This is a genomic window from Bacillus sp. N3378-2at, assembly GCF_033412715.1.
Lineage (GTDB): Bacteria > Bacillota > Bacilli > Bacillales > Bacillaceae > Bacillus > Bacillus subtilis.
In genome coordinates this window covers 1,378,674-1,394,964 of the sequence record NZ_CP117986.1, presented here as the reverse complement: position 1 = coordinate 1,394,964, position 16,291 = coordinate 1,378,674, and the positions used below count along the sequence as shown (strand labels likewise).

Here is a 16,291-nt window from a genome sequence, read left to right as displayed (position 1 = left end):
GCAAAAACATGAGCAGACATATTCAATATTCAATTGTTGTACCTGTGTATAATGAAGAGCTTGTCATCCATGAAACCTATCAGCGCTTAAAAGAGGTCATGGATCAAACGAAGGAAAACTACGAGCTGCTTTTTGTCAACGATGGCAGCAAAGACCGCAGTATTGAGATTTTAAGAGAGCACAGCCTGATCGATCCGAGAGTGAAAATTATTGATTTTTCAAGGAATTTTGGACACCAGATCGCCATTACGGCGGGTATGGATTATGCACAGGGGAATGCAATCGTCGTCATTGACGCCGATTTGCAGGACCCTCCTGAACTGATTTTAGATATGATTGAAAAGTGGAAGGAAGGCTATGAGGTCGTGTACGCCGTGCGGACTAAACGAAAAGGGGAAACCTTTTTCAAAAAACAAACCGCGGCTATGTTTTACCGGCTTCTCAGCGGTATGACAGATATTGATATCCCGATTGATACGGGGGATTTTCGCCTCATGGACAGAAAAGTCTGTGATGAAATGAAGAGATTAAAAGAAAAAAATCCATTTGTCAGAGGGCTAGTCAGCTGGGTGGGCTTTAAACAGACAGCGGTCGAGTATGTACGTGATGAAAGGCTTGCCGGAGAAACAAAGTACCCGCTCAAGAAAATGCTGAAGCTGTCAATGGACGGCATCACGACATTTTCACATAAACCGCTGAAGCTGGCAAGCTATGCGGGGATTTTAATGTCAGGTGCTGGATTTCTGTATATGTTTATCGTGCTGTATCTGAAGCTATTCACAGACAGCACGATTACCGGCTGGTCATCACTTATTGTGATCCAGCTCCTGTTCAGCGGCATTGTCCTTCTGATTTTGGGCGTGATCGGCGAATATATCGGCAGAATCTACGATGAAGCCAAAGACAGGCCGCTTTACATCGTCCAAAAATCGTATGGAATTGAAAGTAAAAGACTCTATAGAGACCAGCATATGTCATAACCTTAAAGCCCCTGTCCGTAACGGACAGGGGGTTTTTATGCTCTGAGCCCGATCTAAAGCAAAAGATGCTGATAGATATATGGAGATTGGGTAAAGAAGAGATTGTGAGCTTGTACTGCGGTTCAGTCATGCTGATAAAGATTTCGTCATCGGCTTTGCTGCATGTCAGCTGTTAGATTGGGGGGCTTTTAAGAAACGCATGATTAGAGCCGTACCAGTTATGTTTAATAGAATACTGGTACCCAATACAATTCCCCACGTCAACGTCGATTCAGAGAGAAGAAAGCTCAGCAAAAGAAAAGCCAATCCTGCGCAGATCATACTCAGTCCCACGGTTTTCATGTTCATGCCTCCTAGCAAACGATGTTTCCAGCATCTGATGAGAATGATGTCAATCTGTATGATATACGGATATCTCGTCAGAAAGTTTCATAGATCAATTAGGTCTTTTATCTAATAAAAAGCCTCAGACCGCTTTTGCGGCCTGAGGCATTATGTCTTACGAAGTTTTCTCTTCTTTTTGATCAAGTTTAATTTTTTTCGTCATTTCTTTGCCGTTTCGGAGAATTTTCACTTCAACGGTTTCACCGATCTTTGCGTCTTTATATAAGATATTGCGCAATTCACTGCCTGTATCAATTTCTTTACCTTTTAGGCCGATGATAATATCCTCCGCTTTTAATCCGGCCTTTTCAGCAGGAGAGCCTGAAGCGACCTCACGGATGTAAACACCTTTATTCAGCTGGCTGCCGAACAGGCCGAGTGTGCCTTCTTGGTAATTTTGCGGCACTTGTTCCAGATCAAGCATGCTGACACCGATATATGGACGTTCAATTTGGCCTTTAGACAGCAGTTCTTCAGCAATCGGTTTTACGTCATTGCTTGGAATGGCAAATCCGATGCCCTCAACATCATCCTCACTGATTTTCATACTGTTAATGCCGACAATTTTGCCGTCTGTATTTAACAAAGGACCGCCGCTGTTACCTGGATTAATTGCTGCGTCTGTCTGAATGACGTTAATGCTCGTTTCGCCGGCTGATGTAGACATTGAAACCGTTCTGTCCACGCCGCTTACAATTCCTTGTGTTACTGTGCGGGACAGGTCTTTTCCAAGCGGATCCCCAATCGCAATAACGGTCTCGCCTGTTCTAAGATCAGATGAATCACCGAAGTTTGCCACTTTTGTGACGTGGTCATCACTGATTTGGAGGACGGCTAAATCAGTTAACGAGTCACTGCCTACCAGCTTTGCAGTAACCTCAGTGCCGTCATATAAAGATACCTTCAGTGATGATGCCCCTTCTACGACGTGGTTATTTGTAATGATATAAGCCTTGCCATTCTCTTTTTTGAAAATGACACCTGACCCTGAACCGCTTTCTGTATCTTCGCTGGAATCAGAAGAACTAGAGCCGAACAAAGAGCTGTTTGATTGTGCCTGAAGATTTGTAATACCGACAATCGCTGGTGAAAGGTCTTCTACCATATCTGAGATTTTAGAAGAGTCCTCGCTCTTGAATGCAGATGAGCTGCTTGAGCTTTTTTTAGATTCAGAGGAGGTGCTTGTTGCTGTAACAGATTGCGTTTGCTGCTGGCTGGATGATTGTTTTGCAGTGTCCTGAGAATCATGGTCGCCAAGCGGTGTAAACGTGTAAATGCCAAGGGCGAGACTGCCGCCGATCACTCCGCCAAGCAACGGTCTGAACCATCCGAATCCTCGTTTTTTCTTCTCCTGATCATGAATGACATTGCGGGCCGAGTAGGAGGCGCTCTGATCGTTCTCTTTCGTTAAAAAGACCTCATTCTCATTACCTTTCGTTCTGTTTTCATCACGATAGTTATCCATCATGTTCACTCCGTTTCTCTATTTTCACATGTCTATTTATATTGATAGGTTTATGACTTGAGTTTATCATAAACAAAAACTGTGGGATAAAAATGAAAAGATTATGGGAAATTGTGAAAAAGTGCGGAAAACGGTACACTTCATATTGTATATGAAAGGACTGAGTCGATGGAACAGATTGGATTGATTGGATATGGCAGCATGGCGGATATGATCGCCAGACAGCTGTTGAAACATGAACAAATAAAAGAGAATGAGCTATTTATTGAGACGAGAACAAAGGGGGAGCGGCTGCGGGCACTCCTGTCAGATTATCCAAACGTATCGGCTGATCCGTTGGAGAATTGGGCAAATACGTGCCAATTGATTTTGATATGCGTCCCGCCGCTCCATGTCATCGAAACAATGCGCCGTCTGCACCCGTATGTGAACAGAAATACTCACATCGTATCCATAGCTGCCGGTGTGCCGCTGCGTCTTTTGGAGGCAGAAACAGAAGCGGGTATCTCACGTGTTATTCCTGCCATTACGTCCGAAGCAGAAGCTGGCATCTCACTTGTCGTTCACAGTGAAGCACTGGCTGCAGAGAAAAAAGAACGTCTGAATGAATTGTTATCGGTTTTCAGCCGTGTTCGAGAAATCAAAGAATCGAATGTTGATGCGGCCAGCAATTTAACGAGCTCGGCACCGGGATTCATAGCCGCAATCTTTGAAGAGCTGGCACTGTCTGCCGTCAGAAACAGCAGCCTGTCCAAAGAAGAAGCCTTTGATTTTCTGATTCATTCGCTATACGGAACTGGCAAGATGCTGATCGAAAAAAATATGTCTTTCGAGGAGACGCTGGAACGTGTTGCAACCAAAGGCGGAATAACGGGAGAGGGAGCTGAGGTGATACACGCCTCTGTGCCGGACGTTTTTGATGAGGTGTTTGAAAGAACCCTGAAAAAATATGAACTGCTTACAGAACAGGTTGGTAAACAGACATGAATCCTTGAAAGAGGATTCTTTTTTTTATCACTGAATGATTGAGATTTTTCCCAGTTATATTGCATTTTTCCTCTTTTTTTAATATAATCTGTTAGAATATTCATAATTTAGTAAAAAAGGAGGAGCGTTATGAAATTGTACATGTCAGTAGATATGGAAGGTATTTCGGGTCTTCCGGACGATACCTTTGTGGATTCCGGCAAGCGGAATTATGAACGCGGACGGCTTATCATGACTGAAGAAGCAAACTACTGTATTGCTGAAGCGTTTAACAGCGGGTGTACCGAGGTGCTGGTCAATGACAGTCATTCGAAGATGAATAATCTGATGGTTGAAAAGCTTCACCCTGAAGCAGACTTGATTTCTGGTGACGTCAAACCATTTTCAATGGTGGAGGGACTGGATGATACGTTTACAGGCGCTTTGTTTCTCGGTTATCATGCGAGAGCCTCGACTCCCGGTGTCATGTCACACAGCATGATTTTCGGCGTCCGTCATTTTTACATAAACGATCGGCCTGTCGGTGAGCTTGGATTAAATGCATACGTTGCCGGTTATTATGATGTCCCGGTATTAATGGTAGCCGGGGATGACCGGGCGGCGAAGGAAGCGGAAGAGCTTATCCCGAACGTGACGACAGCCGCAGTCAAACAAACCATTTCAAGATCCGCAGTGAAGTGCTTGTCCCCTGCGAAAGCCGGACGGCTGTTGACAGAAAAAACCGCGTTTGCCCTGCAAAACAAGGACAAAGTCAAGCCGCTCACCCCGCCTGACAGGCCGGTTCTGAGCATTGAATTCGCCAATTATGGCCAAGCAGAATGGGCGAATCTGATGCCGGGAACGGAAATCAAGACGGGAACTACAACCGTTCAATTTCAGGCGAAGGACATGCTTGAAGCCTATCAGGCGATGCTTGTCATGACTGAGCTTGCGATGCGGACATCATTCTGCTAAAGGGGTGTTTTAGGCTTTGGCGCGATACATGATAAAGCGTTTTTGGGCAATGGCAGCTACGATTTTGGTGATTACCACCCTGACTTTTGTTCTCATGAAGGTCATTCCCGGATCTCCTTTTAACGAGGAGAGAGGCACAAATGAAGCCGTTCAAAAAAATCTCGAAGCCTACTATCACTTAGACGATCCTCTCATTTTCCAATACATTTTCTACTTAAAATCCATCATTACATTCGATTTCGGACCTTCAATTAAAAAACCGTCGGACAGCGTAAATGATATGCTGGAACGCGGATTTCCCGTTTCCTTTGAGCTTGGGATGACAGCGATTGTCATTGCTGTGATTTCTGGGCTGGTGCTGGGCGTAATCGCTGCACTCCGCCGCAATGGGTTTTTGGACTACGCCGCGATGAGTCTTGCAGTACTCGGCATCTCCATCCCGAATTTTATTCTGGCAACATTGCTCATTCAGCAATTTGCTGTCAATCTCAAACTATTTCCCGCTGCCACATGGACGAGCCCGATTCATATGGTGCTTCCGACCGCAGCGCTTGCTGTAGGGCCAATGGCGATCATTGCCAGGCTGACACGGTCGAGCATGGTCGAAGTTCTGACACAGGATTATATCCGCACAGCAAAAGCAAAAGGGCTTTCTCCGTTCAAAATTATCGTAAAACACGCACTCAGAAATGCACTCATGCCCGTCATTACCGTCCTGGGCACACTCGTCGCCAGCATCTTAACAGGAAGCTTTGTCATTGAAAAAATCTTTGCCATTCCGGGAATGGGAAAATATTTTGTTGAAAGCATTAATCAGCGGGACTACCCCGTGATTATGGGAACGACCGTTTTTTACAGCGTCATTCTGATTATCATGCTGTTTTTGGTCGATTTGGCCTACGGTCTCTTAGACCCGCGCATTAAACTGCATAAGAAAGGGTGAAGCGTGTGAATCTCCCTGTACAAACGGATGAACGCCAGCCAGAACAGCACAATCAGGTGCCTGATGAGTGGTTTGTCTCGAATCAGGAAAAAAATCGGGAAGCCGATTCGGTCAAGCGGCCGAGTTTGTCATACACGCAGGATGCCTGGAGGAGGCTGAAAAAAAATAAATTAGCGATGGCCGGACTCTTTATTCTTTTATTTCTTTTTGTCATGACAGTTATCGGGCCCTTTTTATCGCCCCATAGTGTCGTACGCCAATCGCTGACAGAACAAAATCTTCCGCCCTCAGCCGATCATTGGTTCGGCACCGATGAACTCGGCCGGGATGTGTTTACCCGGACATGGTATGGCGCGAGAATCTCGTTGTTTGTCGGCGTGATGGCAGCACTGATTGATTTTTTGATCGGTGTCATTTACGGAGGCGTTGCCGGCTATAAAGGCGGCAGGATTGACAGCATTATGATGCGGATTATCGAAGTGCTGTACGGACTGCCATACCTGCTTGTTGTCATTTTGCTGATGGTGCTTATGGGGCCGGGACTGGGCACTATTATTGTGGCGCTGACTGTGACCGGATGGGTCGGCATGGCGAGAATTGTAAGAGGCCAGGTGCTTCAGATTAAAAATTATGAATATGTACTCGCCTCGAAAACCTTTGGCGCGAAAACCTTTCGCATCATCCGGAAGAATTTGCTGCCGAATACTATGGGAGCGATCATCGTACAAATGACATTAACCGTACCTGCCGCCATATTCGCAGAATCATTTTTAAGCTTTCTCGGCCTCGGCATACAGGCTCCGTTTGCAAGTTGGGGCGTGATGGCGAATGACGGCCTGCCCACGATTTTATCTGGGCATTGGTGGCGCCTGTTTTTTCCGGCCTTTTTCATATCTCTGACGATGTACGCGTTTAATGTGCTGGGGGACGGATTGCAGGATGCGCTTGACCCTAAGCTGAGGAGGTAGCTGTATGGAAAAAGTTCTGTCAGTCCAAAATCTGCACGTGTCTTTTACGACTTACGGCGGGACGGTTCAGGCGGTCAGAGGGGTGAGCTTTGATTTGTATCAAGGAGAAACCTTTGCGATCGTCGGCGAATCCGGCTGCGGCAAAAGCGTGACCTCCCAAAGCATCATGGGCCTGCTTCCGCCTTATTCGGCGAAGGTGACAGACGGCAGCATTCTATTTAAAAACATAGACCTTTGCCGTCTCTCTGACAAAGAAATGAGAGGTATAAGGGGAGCCGACATTTCTATGATTTTTCAAGACCCGATGACGGCGTTAAACCCTACGCTGACTGTCGGCGACCAGCTGGGGGAAGCGCTATTGCGCCACAAAAAAATGAGCAAAAAAGCGGCACGGAAAGAGGTGCTTTCCATGCTGTCATTGGTTGGTATTCCAGATCCCGAAGAGCGCCTAAAGCAATATCCCCACCAATTCAGCGGCGGCATGAGACAGCGGATTGTCATTGCGATGGCGCTGATTTGCGAGCCTGACATCTTAATTGCGGATGAACCGACCACCGCCCTGGATGTAACCATTCAGGCACAGATTTTAGAGCTGTTTAAAGAGATTCAGAGAAAAACGAATGTGTCTGTCATTCTGATTACGCACGATTTAGGGGTTGTTGCCCAGGTAGCTGACAGAGTCGCAGTCATGTATACCGGGAAAATGGCGGAAATCGGCACAAGAAAAGATATTTTTTATCAGCCGCAGCACCCATATACAAAAGGCCTGCTGGGCTCTGTCCCGCGGCTGGATTTAGATGGCGCTGAGCTGACCCCGATTGACGGAACGCCGCCGGATTTATTTTCGCCTCCGCCGGGCTGCCCGTTTGCCGCCCGCTGTCCGAACAGGATGGTTGTGTGTGACAGGGTGTACCCGGGCCAGACGATCAGATCTGACTCGCACACCGTCAACTGCTGGCTGCAGGATCAACGAGCAGAGCATGCGGTGCTGTCAGGAGATGCGAAGGATTGAACATGAAAAGGGGGAAGAGGATGAAACGAGTGAAAAAGCTATGGGGCATGGGTCTTGCATTAGGACTTTCGTTTGCGCTGATGGGGTGCACAGCAAATGAACAGGCCGGAAAAGAAGGCAGTCATGATAAGGCAAAAACCAGCGGAGAAAAGGTGCTGTATGTAAATAATGAAAATGAACCGACTTCATTCGATCCGCCGATCGGCTTTAATAATGTGTCATGGCAGCCGTTAAATAACATCATGGAGGGGCTGACGCGTCTTGGCGAAGATCATGAGCCCGAGCCGGCAATGGCGGAGAAATGGTCTGTTTCGAAAGATAATAAAACTTACACATTTACGATTCGGGAAAATGCGAAATGGACAAACGGAGATCCTGTAACAGCCGGAGACTTCGAATACGCGTGGAAGCGGATGCTTGATCCGAAAAAAGGCGCTTCATCGGCATTCCTAGGTTATTTTATTGAAGGCGGCGAAGCATATAACAGCGGGAAAGGGAAAAAAGACGATGTGAAGGTGACGGCAAAGGATGATCGAACCCTTGAAGTTACACTGGAAGCACCGCAAAAATATTTTCTGAGCGTTGTGTCCAATCCTGCGTATTTTCCGGTAAATGAAAAGGTCGATAAAGACAATCCGAAGTGGTTTGCTGAGGCGGATACATTTGTCGGAAACGGCCCGTTTAAGCTGACGGAATGGAAGCATGATGACAGCATCACAATGGAGAAAAGCGACACGTATTGGGATAAAGATACAGTGAAGCTTGATAAGGTGAAATGGGCGATGGTCAGTGACAGAAATACAGATTACCAGATGTTTCAATCAGGGGAACTTGATACCGCTTATGTCCCTGCTGAGCTGAGTGATCAGCTGCTTGATCAGGATAACGTCAATATTGTTGACCAGGCGGGTCTCTATTTCTATCGATTTAATGTCAACATGGAGCCATTCCAAAATGAAAACATCAGAAAAGCCTTTGCGATGGCTGTGGATCAAGAGGAAATTGTAAAGTACGTCACGAAAAATAATGAAAAACCGGCGCGCGCCTTTGTATCGCCTGGGTTTACGCAGCCTGACGGCAAAGATTTCCGTGAAGCAGGCGGAGACTTGATCAAGCCTAACGAAAGCAAAGCGAAGCAGCTGCTAGAAAAGGGCATGAAGGAAGAAAACTATAATAAGCTTCCTGCGATCACGCTTACTTACAGCACAAAGCCGGAGCATAAAAAGATTGCCGAAGCTATTCAGCAAAAATTGAAAAATAGCCTTGGAGTCGATGTAAAGCTGGCCAATATGGAATGGAACGTATTTTTAGAGGATCAAAAAGCGCTGAAATTCCAATTCTCTCAAAGCTCATTTTTGCCTGATTATGCAGACCCTATCAGTTTTCTGGAAGCCTTTCAAACGGGTAATTCGATGAACCGCACAGGCTGGGCCAATAAAGAATACGATCAGCTGATCAAACAGGCGAAAAATGAAGCCGATGAAAAAACACGGTTCTCTCTTATGCATCAAGCTGAAGAGCTGCTCATCAATGAAGCGCCGATCATCCCGGTTTATTTTTATAATCAGGTTCACCTGCAAAATGAACAAGTAAAGGGAATTGTCCGTCACCCTGTCGGCTATATCGATTTAAAATGGGCAGATAAAAACTGATGGCGGTGATTGAGGAAATACTGCTTCTTTATGCGAAGGAGCGGTATTTTTTCTCTTTCTTGCACGTATACGTAGGGTGCAGAGCAAATGAAAGGAGTGTTTTCGTTGAATTACAAGCCGAAAGCGCTGAAAAAGGGTGATACAGTCGGAGTGATCGCGCCCGCAAGTCCGCCGGATCAAAAAAAGCTTGACACCGCTCTTTTATTTTTAGAAGAGCTCGGTCTTCAGGTGAAGTTGGGCAAGGCGCTGAAAAACCAGCACGGCTATTTAGCGGGACAGGATGATGAGCGGCTGGCGGATCTCCATGAGATGTTCAGAGACGAGGAGGTAAAAGCAGTGTTGTGCGCATGCGGGGGTTTTGGGACAGGACGTATCGCCGCGGGCATTGATTTCAGCTTGATCCGCAAACACCCTAAAATCTTTTGGGGATACAGCGATATTACGTTTTTACATACTGCCATTCATCAAAACACAGGTCTTGTCACCTTCCATGGCCCAATGCTCAGCTCGGACATTGGCCTTGACGACGTTCACCCGCTGACAAAAGCGTCATATAAGCAGCTCTTCCAGGAGACGGAATTCACCTATACAGAAGAGCTTTCTCCGCTGACCGCGCTTGTTCCTGGAAAAGCGGAAGGCGAGCTTGTCGGGGGAAATCTGTCTTTGCTGACGTCTACACTGGGCACGCCATTTGAAATTGATACGAGAGGAAAGCTTCTGTTTATTGAAGATATTGACGAGGAGCCTTATCAAATCGACCGAATGCTAAATCAGTTGAAAATGGCGGGGAAGCTGACGGACGCGGCCGGAATTCTAGTTTGTGATTTTCACAATTGTGTCCCGGTGAAGCGAGAGAAGTCTCTCTCGCTTGAGCAGGTGCTGGAAGACTATATTATTTCTGCGGGCAGGCCTGCTCTGAGAGGATTTAAAATCGGCCACTGCTCGCCAAGTATTGCCGTTCCGATCGGTGCGAAAGCTGCTATGAATACAGCAGAAAAAACAGTCGTAATAGAGGCGGGCGTTTCAGAAGGGGCGCTGAAGACATGAAAATCATTCGAATCGAAACAAGCCGAATCGCAATTCCGCTGACAAAGCCGTTTAAAACCGCGCTTCGCACTGTGTATACGGCTGAATCAGTCATAGTAAGGATTACTTATGACAGCGGTGCAGTCGGATGGGGAGAAGCACCCCCGACGTTAGTGATTACAGGAGACAGCATGGATAGCATTGAAAGTGCCATTCACAATGTTTTAAAACCGGCATTGCTTGGAAAAAGCCTGGCGGGCTATGAGGCCATTCTGCACGACATCCAGCATCTTCTTACAGGAAATATGAGCGCGAAGGCTGCTGTAGAAATGGCTCTATACGACGGCTGGGCGCAGATGTGCGGGCTGCCGCTTTATCAAATGCTTGGCGGATATCGAGATACACTGGAAACAGATTATACCGTCAGTGTCAACTCACCTGAAGAGATGGCAGCTGATGCCGAGAATTATCTCAAACAAGGCTTTCAAACGCTGAAAATAAAGGTCGGAAAAGATGATATTGCAACAGATATCGCCCGTATCCAGGAAATCAGAAAACGTGTCGGATCAGCTGTGAAACTGCGTTTAGACGCTAATCAGGGGTGGAGGCCGAAGGAAGCGGTAACTGCCATTCGGAAAATGGAGGATGCGGGTCTAGGCATTGAGCTTGTCGAGCAGCCTGTCCATAAAGACGATCTCGCTGGGCTTAAAAAGGTGACAGATGCAACAGATACGCCGATTATGGCTGATGAAAGTGTTTTTACACCGCGCCAGGCGTTCGAAGTTCTGCAAACCCGGAGCGCAGACTTGATCAATATTAAATTGATGAAAGCGGGCGGCATCAGCGGAGCAGAGAAAATTAATGCTATGGCGGAGGCCTGCGGGGTGGAGTGTATGGTCGGCAGCATGATCGAAACGAAGCTGGGCATTACGGCCGCGGCGCATTTTGCGGCAAGCAAGAGAAACATCACACGCTTTGATTTTGACGCGCCGCTGATGCTGAAAACAGATGTATTCAAAGGCGGCATAACATATAGCGGCAGTACGATTTCGATGCCTGGCAAACCGGGCCTCGGAATCACCGGGACTGCGCTTTGAAAGGGGAAAAAGAGCAATGATGCACACTGTCATATCAGCAGTGGCCAACATCTGGACAGCGCCTGATTCACCGCGCCCGTCTGATCAATTCATGCTTCAACCGACTGTAATGATCAGAGACTGGCTGGAGCGCATGACGTATGATGAAAGGCTTGGATTATGTACAGACAATGTAATCCAAACTCAGGTTCTCTTTGGCGAAAAGGTACTTGTGACAGCGGAACAGGAGGAATGGGTTTCTGTGATCGTGCCTAGCCAGCCATCCCGAAAGGATCCGCGCGGATACCCGGGCTGGATGAAAAAGAACCAGCTGGCAAAATCTATGCCCATCCATTCACAACACGATGTGATGATCAGCAAACCTGCTGCCTTTTTGTACAAAAGCAATGAAGAAAAGGAGATCGAATTGAGCTTTTTGACAGTTCTCCCCCTCATTGCAGAAGAAAACGGATATTTTAAGGTTTCGACTGTTTTGGGAGATAGGTTTGTGAAGCAAAGTGATGCAGTGCCTGTCAGCAAACAGAAAGGGACTGCTGAAGACATCATTCAAACGGGAGCTTTTTTTCTCGGACTTCCCTACCTATGGGGAGGGATCAGCGGGTTTGGGTTTGATTGCTCCGGTTTTATGTACAGTATATTTAAGGCGAATGGATACAGCATCCCCCGTGATGCGGGAGATCAGGCTAAGGCGGGGAAGGGTGTCCCGCTTGATGATATGAAAGCCGGTGATCTGCTGTTTTTTGCTTATGAGGAAGGAAAAGGAGCGATTCATCACGTCGGTCTGTATGTAGGCGGCGGGAAAATGCTGCATTCTCCAAAGACAGGAAAATCAATTGAAATCCTTACATTAAAAGACATAATCTATGAAAAAGAACTTTGTGCGGTGCGCCGCTGTTTTTCAGAATAAGGAGGGAGACAAATGACGCCACTGCCTTTGTTAGAGGTCAGCCAGCTAAAAATGCATTTTGACGCAGGGAAAAAGCGGACAGTCAAAGCCGTCGACGGGGTCACCTTTCAGATTCGTGAAGGAGAAACGTTCGGGCTAGTCGGGGAATCAGGGTGCGGGAAATCAACCTTGGGGAGAGTGCTGATGCGCCTTTATCAGCCGACAGAAGGAAGCGTGACATACCGCGGCACAAATCTTCATGCGCTGAGTGAAAAAGAGCAGTTTGCCTTCAACCGCAAACTGCAGATGATTTTTCAGGACCCCTATGCTTCACTTAACCCGCGCATGACCGTTCGAGAAATTATTTTGGAGCCGATGGAGATTCACAATCTCTACAATACCCATAAAGCGCGGCTTCTCGTCGTGGACGAGCTGCTTGAGGCAGTTGGGCTTCATCCCGATTTTGGCAGCCGTTATCCGCATGAATTCAGCGGCGGGCAAAGGCAGAGAATCGGGATTGCCAGAGCACTGTCGCTGAATCCTGAATTTATCGTGGCGGACGAACCGATTTCTGCACTTGATGTCTCTGTTCAAGCGCAGGTGGTCAACCTGCTGAAGCGGCTTCAAAAAGAGAAAGGGCTAACGTTTTTATTCATTGCCCATGATCTTTCGATGGTGAAGCATATCAGTGACAGGATCGGTGTCATGTACTTAGGGCACATGATGGAAATTACAGAGAGCGGCACCTTGTATCGTGAACCGCTCCATCCCTATACAAAGGCGCTTTTGTCCTCGATTCCCATTCCAGATCCTGAATTGGAGGACAAGCGTGAGCGTATTCTCTTAAAAGGAGAGCTGCCGAGCCCGGTCAATCCGCCAAGCGGCTGCGTGTTTCGGACCCGCTGTCCGGAGGCGATGCCTGAATGTGGGGAATCCCGTCCCCAGCTTCAAGAAATCGAACCCGGCCGTTTTGTCGCTTGCCATCTGTATCGAAATGCTGAAACGAAGGAAAAAGTGAGATAAATAAAAAGAGTGGCTCCTTTTTACTAGAGCCACTCCATTTGTTTATACTTGATGTAAAAACTTTACACAAACCGGGTAAGGGACAGAAACCGTTGATGGGAGGAGTGTCAATCGGCCGGTTTCTTTGTCTCTTTCAAACAAGACAAGGTTGCCTGTTTCTTCATTTGAAGCAACGAGGAACCCTTCCGTTGGGTCAAATACAAAATCACGAGGCCAGTTTCCTTCTGTCGACACTCTTTCTACGAAAGCCAGCTCTCCTGAATATTGATTCACTTCAAATACGGCGATACTGTCATGGCCGCGGTTTGCGACATAAACAAAACGTCCGTCCTGCGTGACATGTATTGCGCTTCCCTGGCTGTTATCTGTAAAATCATCAGGGATGGCAGAAACGACTTGGATTTCTCTAAATTCGCCGGCTGTCGGGTTGTATTCAAGCGCAATCACTTCATTGCTTAATTCTGTCATGACATAAGCGTATTTTTCTTTCGGATGAAAAGCGATATGGCGAGGTCCTGCACCGGGAGCGAAGGAATGGCTTCCGGATTCAGTCAACACACCGTCTTTCAGCTTATAGGTGTAGAGCTTATCTATACCTAAATCAACCGCTACCACATAATTGTGTTCAGGTGTGAACCCCGCGTAGTGTGTATGCGGTTTTTCTTGTCTTTCGTGCGGCCCTTTTCCTGTGTGAGCGGCCTCTGAAACAGGTGATTGCAAGCTGCCGTCTTCCTGAACCGGAAAAACGTGTACCTTCCCGCTGTGATAATTGGCAGTCAGTACGAATTGATTTTGATCATCAACGCTTACGTGGCATGGCGAAGGGCCATCAATTAACTGATGATTCAGAAATGTCAATTCGCCGCTGTTTTTATCGATTTGATAGGCAGCAACTCCGCCTTGGCCGTCTGCTTTTTCGATGGAATAAAGGATGGTGTTGTTTTTATTCGGCGCCACATATGTCGGGTTGCCCAGCTTAGCGGCCAGCTTTGGCTCGCTGAGTGCTTTTTTCTCAGTATCAAGCTCAAATGAATAAATTCCTTCGCTTCCGCCTTTTGTATATGTTCCCACATATCCTATGTATTTTGTCATGCGATTTCCCCCTTAAAAATGATGTCACCTCTATATTAACGTATCTTGCTAAAATAAGCTGTTCAAAACATGAAAAAGGGGAAGATTCTTCATTCGCCTCGAATCAGCGGCATTGTGCAGCACCTGAAGGAGCCGCCTGATTTAATAATTTCTGACAGGTCAATTTCGATAATGTGATAGCCTCTTTTCGATAGCTGTTGATTGACATGGCGGTTGCCAGGGAGACTGATGATCGTTTTTTTTTCGATTGAAAGGACGTTGGTGCCAAGCGTAAATTGTTCGTCCTCGGGCACCTCAATAAGATCATAACGTTTTGCCAGCATATCGGCTGCATCTGGCTCAATGGCCTGTGGATAAATTAACGCTTCGCTTTCAGATACAATGTTAAATACGCAGTCCAAATGCAAAAATTTTTCATGCAGCTTCACTGGAACGATCGTATACTCAGGAAGTGCCTCTTCCAGCTGGCCGATAGCTGAAATGACGGTGCGCTGGCTGATTCCGACATAGACAATGTCATCATCGATAATGACGTCTCCGCCTTCAATACTCGTATCAAGCATGCGGGTGTAAGAGATACCTTGGCTGTGAAAAAATCTTTTATAACGGCTTCTTCTCCTTGGCGAATCGGTTCAGTCATGCTCGACAGAAAGGCTTTTTCTCCGATGACAAATCCTATGTCCCTAGTAAAAACCTGCTCTGGTAGTCCGTCGCGAACGGGCAAAAGGACGACCTCAACGTTGTGTGACCTAAGTGCCTCCACTAAGCGGCTGTGCTGGTCGTTTGCGGTTTTTACATGAATATTGTCATCTTCAAAATGTTTTTGTGTTTCGTTTATAACATCTTTTATGGTCATGTGCTCAGGTTTGCATAAGATCACTTTCTGAAGTGTGCCGTATTCCGTTCGGCATACCGTTTTGTGCTGAGATTTCGGGATGGATACGTCCATTTGTTTTTCCTCCTAAAGTGTGAAGAATACATTTATTATTCCCTCATCATGAAAATCATTAAACCATTTTAAATTTTAGACAAATGGAAGAGAATATTGTTTAATAGGAGAATATAAGTGCATTTAGCTAAAAGATCAGACAACAAAGGGGAGAAAGGTATGGAAACACCGGAAACAAGATTTTGTAAAGAGTCAAAGGTTGTGAAAACCAGCAGGGTGTTCCCGCTTGACACGAACAACCATAATACGCTGTTTGGCGGAAAATTAATGAGCTACATCGATGACATTGCCTCTATTTCCGCGGCGCGCCATTGCAGACGTGAAACCGTAACGGCTTCAATGGATTCTGTAGATTTTTTAAAGCCGATCGGGCAAAAGGATTCTGTCTGCCTAGAGTCCTATGTGACATGGGTCGGCACATCTTCTATGGAAGTATTTGTGAAAGTCATTAAGGAGCATTTGATGACTGGCGAACGGGAACTCGCTGCCACATCCTTTTTGACATTTGTCGCATTAGATTCAAATGGCAAGCCGGTGCCTGTACCGAGGGTTGTACCGGAAACAGAAGAAGAAATCATGCTTCATAATACAGCAGTACAGCGCGCTAATGAACGAAAGAACCGCAAGAAGCACAGCCAGGCGCTTGCAAATGCGCTCGGAACTGATAAGCCTTGGTGAACGTTAAACCCAAAACATAAGTTGTTTTGGTTTTTTTTGTAATTTCAATGGTGATTATTACAAAGGTTAGTCCGTTTTTGCTAGGGGATTCTATAAAAAAGCAACAAATGTCATGTTAAATTGATAATTTTGTGACAACTTTATAAAAGATTCATTTTAGATATATCTTTTAATCGTGAGATCATGTATTTTAAA

13 protein-coding genes and 2 pseudogenes are annotated in these 16,291 nt (G+C 46.4%); 12 read left to right on the top strand and 3 right to left on the bottom strand.

Annotated features, from left to right (window positions below; all coding sequences use genetic code 11):
* Positions 1 to 8: 8 nt before the first annotated feature.
* Positions 9 to 980, top strand: a complete 972-nt coding sequence (locus PUN35_RS07620) for a glycosyltransferase family 2 protein (protein ID WP_014479573.1) — start codon at positions 9 to 11, stop codon at positions 978 to 980.
* A 499-nt stretch (positions 981 to 1,479) separates the two neighbouring features.
* Here the strand turns inward: PUN35_RS07620 and htrA are convergent, their stop codons facing one another.
* Complete coding sequence (gene htrA, locus PUN35_RS07615) at positions 1,480 to 2,829, bottom strand: serine protease HtrA (protein WP_033881739.1); 1,350 nt, start codon at positions 2,827 to 2,829, stop codon at positions 1,480 to 1,482.
* 168 nt (positions 2,830 to 2,997) lie between these two features.
* On the opposite strand from htrA, the gene proG reads away from it, so the two are divergent.
* The 10 genes and pseudogenes from proG to PUN35_RS07565 all read left to right on the top strand — a co-directional run bounded on the left by proG (position 2,998) and on the right by PUN35_RS07565 (position 13,377).
* On the top strand, positions 2,998 to 3,816 hold the full coding sequence (gene proG / locus PUN35_RS07610; protein WP_014479575.1) for a pyrroline-5-carboxylate reductase ProG: 819 nt from the start codon (positions 2,998 to 3,000) through the stop codon (positions 3,814 to 3,816).
* A 129-nt stretch (positions 3,817 to 3,945) separates the two neighbouring features.
* Positions 3,946 to 4,770 (top strand): D-aminopeptidase DppA, encoded by an 825-nt coding sequence (gene dppA, locus PUN35_RS07605; RefSeq protein ID WP_014479576.1) that lies wholly within the window; start codon positions 3,946 to 3,948, stop codon positions 4,768 to 4,770.
* Between the two features lie 16 nt (positions 4,771 to 4,786).
* Positions 4,787 to 5,713, top strand: a complete 927-nt coding sequence (dppB, locus tag PUN35_RS07600; protein ID WP_003245446.1) for a dipeptide ABC transporter permease DppB — start codon at positions 4,787 to 4,789, stop codon at positions 5,711 to 5,713.
* Positions 5,714 to 5,718: 5 nt separating this feature from the next.
* Positions 5,719 to 6,681 (top strand): dipeptide ABC transporter permease DppC, encoded by a 963-nt coding sequence (gene dppC / locus PUN35_RS07595; protein ID WP_014479577.1) that lies wholly within the window; start codon positions 5,719 to 5,721, stop codon positions 6,679 to 6,681.
* Between the two features lie 4 nt (positions 6,682 to 6,685).
* Positions 6,686 to 7,693, top strand: coding sequence for a dipeptide ABC transporter ATP-binding subunit DppD (dppD, locus tag PUN35_RS07590; RefSeq protein ID WP_014479578.1), 1,008 nt, complete (start codon positions 6,686 to 6,688; stop codon positions 7,691 to 7,693).
* Positions 7,694 to 7,695: 2 nt separating this feature from the next.
* A complete protein-coding gene (gene dppE / locus PUN35_RS07585) occupies positions 7,696 to 9,345 on the top strand; it encodes a dipeptide ABC transporter substrate-binding protein DppE (RefSeq protein ID WP_031600419.1) in 1,650 nt (549 codons plus the stop codon).
* An 87-nt stretch (positions 9,346 to 9,432) separates the two neighbouring features.
* Positions 9,433 to 10,392, top strand: a complete 960-nt coding sequence (locus PUN35_RS07580) for a S66 peptidase family protein (protein ID WP_031600421.1) — start codon at positions 9,433 to 9,435, stop codon at positions 10,390 to 10,392.
* A pseudogene (gene ykfB / locus PUN35_RS07575) lies at positions 10,389 to 11,488 on the top strand (L-Ala-D/L-Glu epimerase). The gene PUN35_RS07580 and the pseudogene ykfB overlap by 4 nt, the downstream one beginning before the upstream one ends.
* A complete protein-coding gene (gene eepC, locus PUN35_RS07570; protein ID WP_014479583.1) occupies positions 11,485 to 12,375 on the top strand; it encodes a gamma-D-glutamyl-L-lysine dipeptidyl-peptidase in 891 nt (296 codons plus the stop codon). The pseudogene ykfB and the gene eepC overlap by 4 nt, the downstream one beginning before the upstream one ends.
* 12 nt (positions 12,376 to 12,387) lie before the next feature.
* Positions 12,388 to 13,377: an ABC transporter ATP-binding protein gene (locus PUN35_RS07565; RefSeq protein WP_003232600.1), complete on the top strand. Its 990-nt coding sequence runs from the start codon at positions 12,388 to 12,390 to the stop codon at positions 13,375 to 13,377.
* 42 nt (positions 13,378 to 13,419) lie between these two features.
* Here the strand turns inward: PUN35_RS07565 and pgl are convergent, their stop codons facing one another.
* Both pgl and PUN35_RS07555 read right to left on the bottom strand, forming a co-directional pair.
* Positions 13,420 to 14,469, bottom strand: a complete 1,050-nt coding sequence (gene pgl, locus PUN35_RS07560) for a 6-phosphogluconolactonase (RefSeq protein ID WP_003232599.1) — start codon at positions 14,467 to 14,469, stop codon at positions 13,420 to 13,422.
* A gap of 89 nt (positions 14,470 to 14,558) precedes the next feature.
* A pseudogene (locus tag PUN35_RS07555) lies at positions 14,559 to 15,418 on the bottom strand (dimethylarginine dimethylaminohydrolase family protein).
* Between the two features lie 159 nt (positions 15,419 to 15,577).
* Here PUN35_RS07555 and PUN35_RS07550 point away from each other — a divergent pair.
* Positions 15,578 to 16,096, top strand: a complete 519-nt coding sequence (locus PUN35_RS07550) for an acyl-CoA thioesterase (RefSeq protein ID WP_003232595.1) — start codon at positions 15,578 to 15,580, stop codon at positions 16,094 to 16,096.
* Positions 16,097 to 16,291 lie beyond the last annotated feature (195 nt).

Bases quoted from the DNA above. Each gene is read 5' to 3' on its own strand.
- PUN35_RS07550 (WP_003232595.1), top strand. From the start codon at position 15,578: ATGGAAACACCGGAAACAAGATTTTGTAAAGAGTCAAAGGTTGTGAAA.
- proG (WP_014479575.1), top strand. From the start codon at position 2,998: ATGGAACAGATTGGATTGATTGGATATGGCAGCATGGCGGATATGATC.
- PUN35_RS07565 (WP_003232600.1), top strand. From the start codon at position 12,388: ATGACGCCACTGCCTTTGTTAGAGGTCAGCCAGCTAAAAATGCATTTT.
- htrA (WP_033881739.1), bottom strand. From the start codon at position 2,829: ATGGATAACTATCGTGATGAAAACAGAACGAAAGGTAATGAGAATGAG.
- dppA (WP_014479576.1), top strand. From the start codon at position 3,946: ATGAAATTGTACATGTCAGTAGATATGGAAGGTATTTCGGGTCTTCCG.
- dppE (WP_031600419.1), top strand. From the start codon at position 7,696: ATGAAAAGGGGGAAGAGGATGAAACGAGTGAAAAAGCTATGGGGCATG.
- eepC (WP_014479583.1), top strand. From the start codon at position 11,485: ATGATGCACACTGTCATATCAGCAGTGGCCAACATCTGGACAGCGCCT.
- PUN35_RS07580 (WP_031600421.1), top strand. From the start codon at position 9,433: ATGAAAGGAGTGTTTTCGTTGAATTACAAGCCGAAAGCGCTGAAAAAG.
- PUN35_RS07620 (WP_014479573.1), top strand. From the start codon at position 9: ATGAGCAGACATATTCAATATTCAATTGTTGTACCTGTGTATAATGAA.
- dppD (WP_014479578.1), top strand. From the start codon at position 6,686: ATGGAAAAAGTTCTGTCAGTCCAAAATCTGCACGTGTCTTTTACGACT.
- pgl (WP_003232599.1), bottom strand. From the start codon at position 14,469: ATGACAAAATACATAGGATATGTGGGAACATATACAAAAGGCGGAAGC.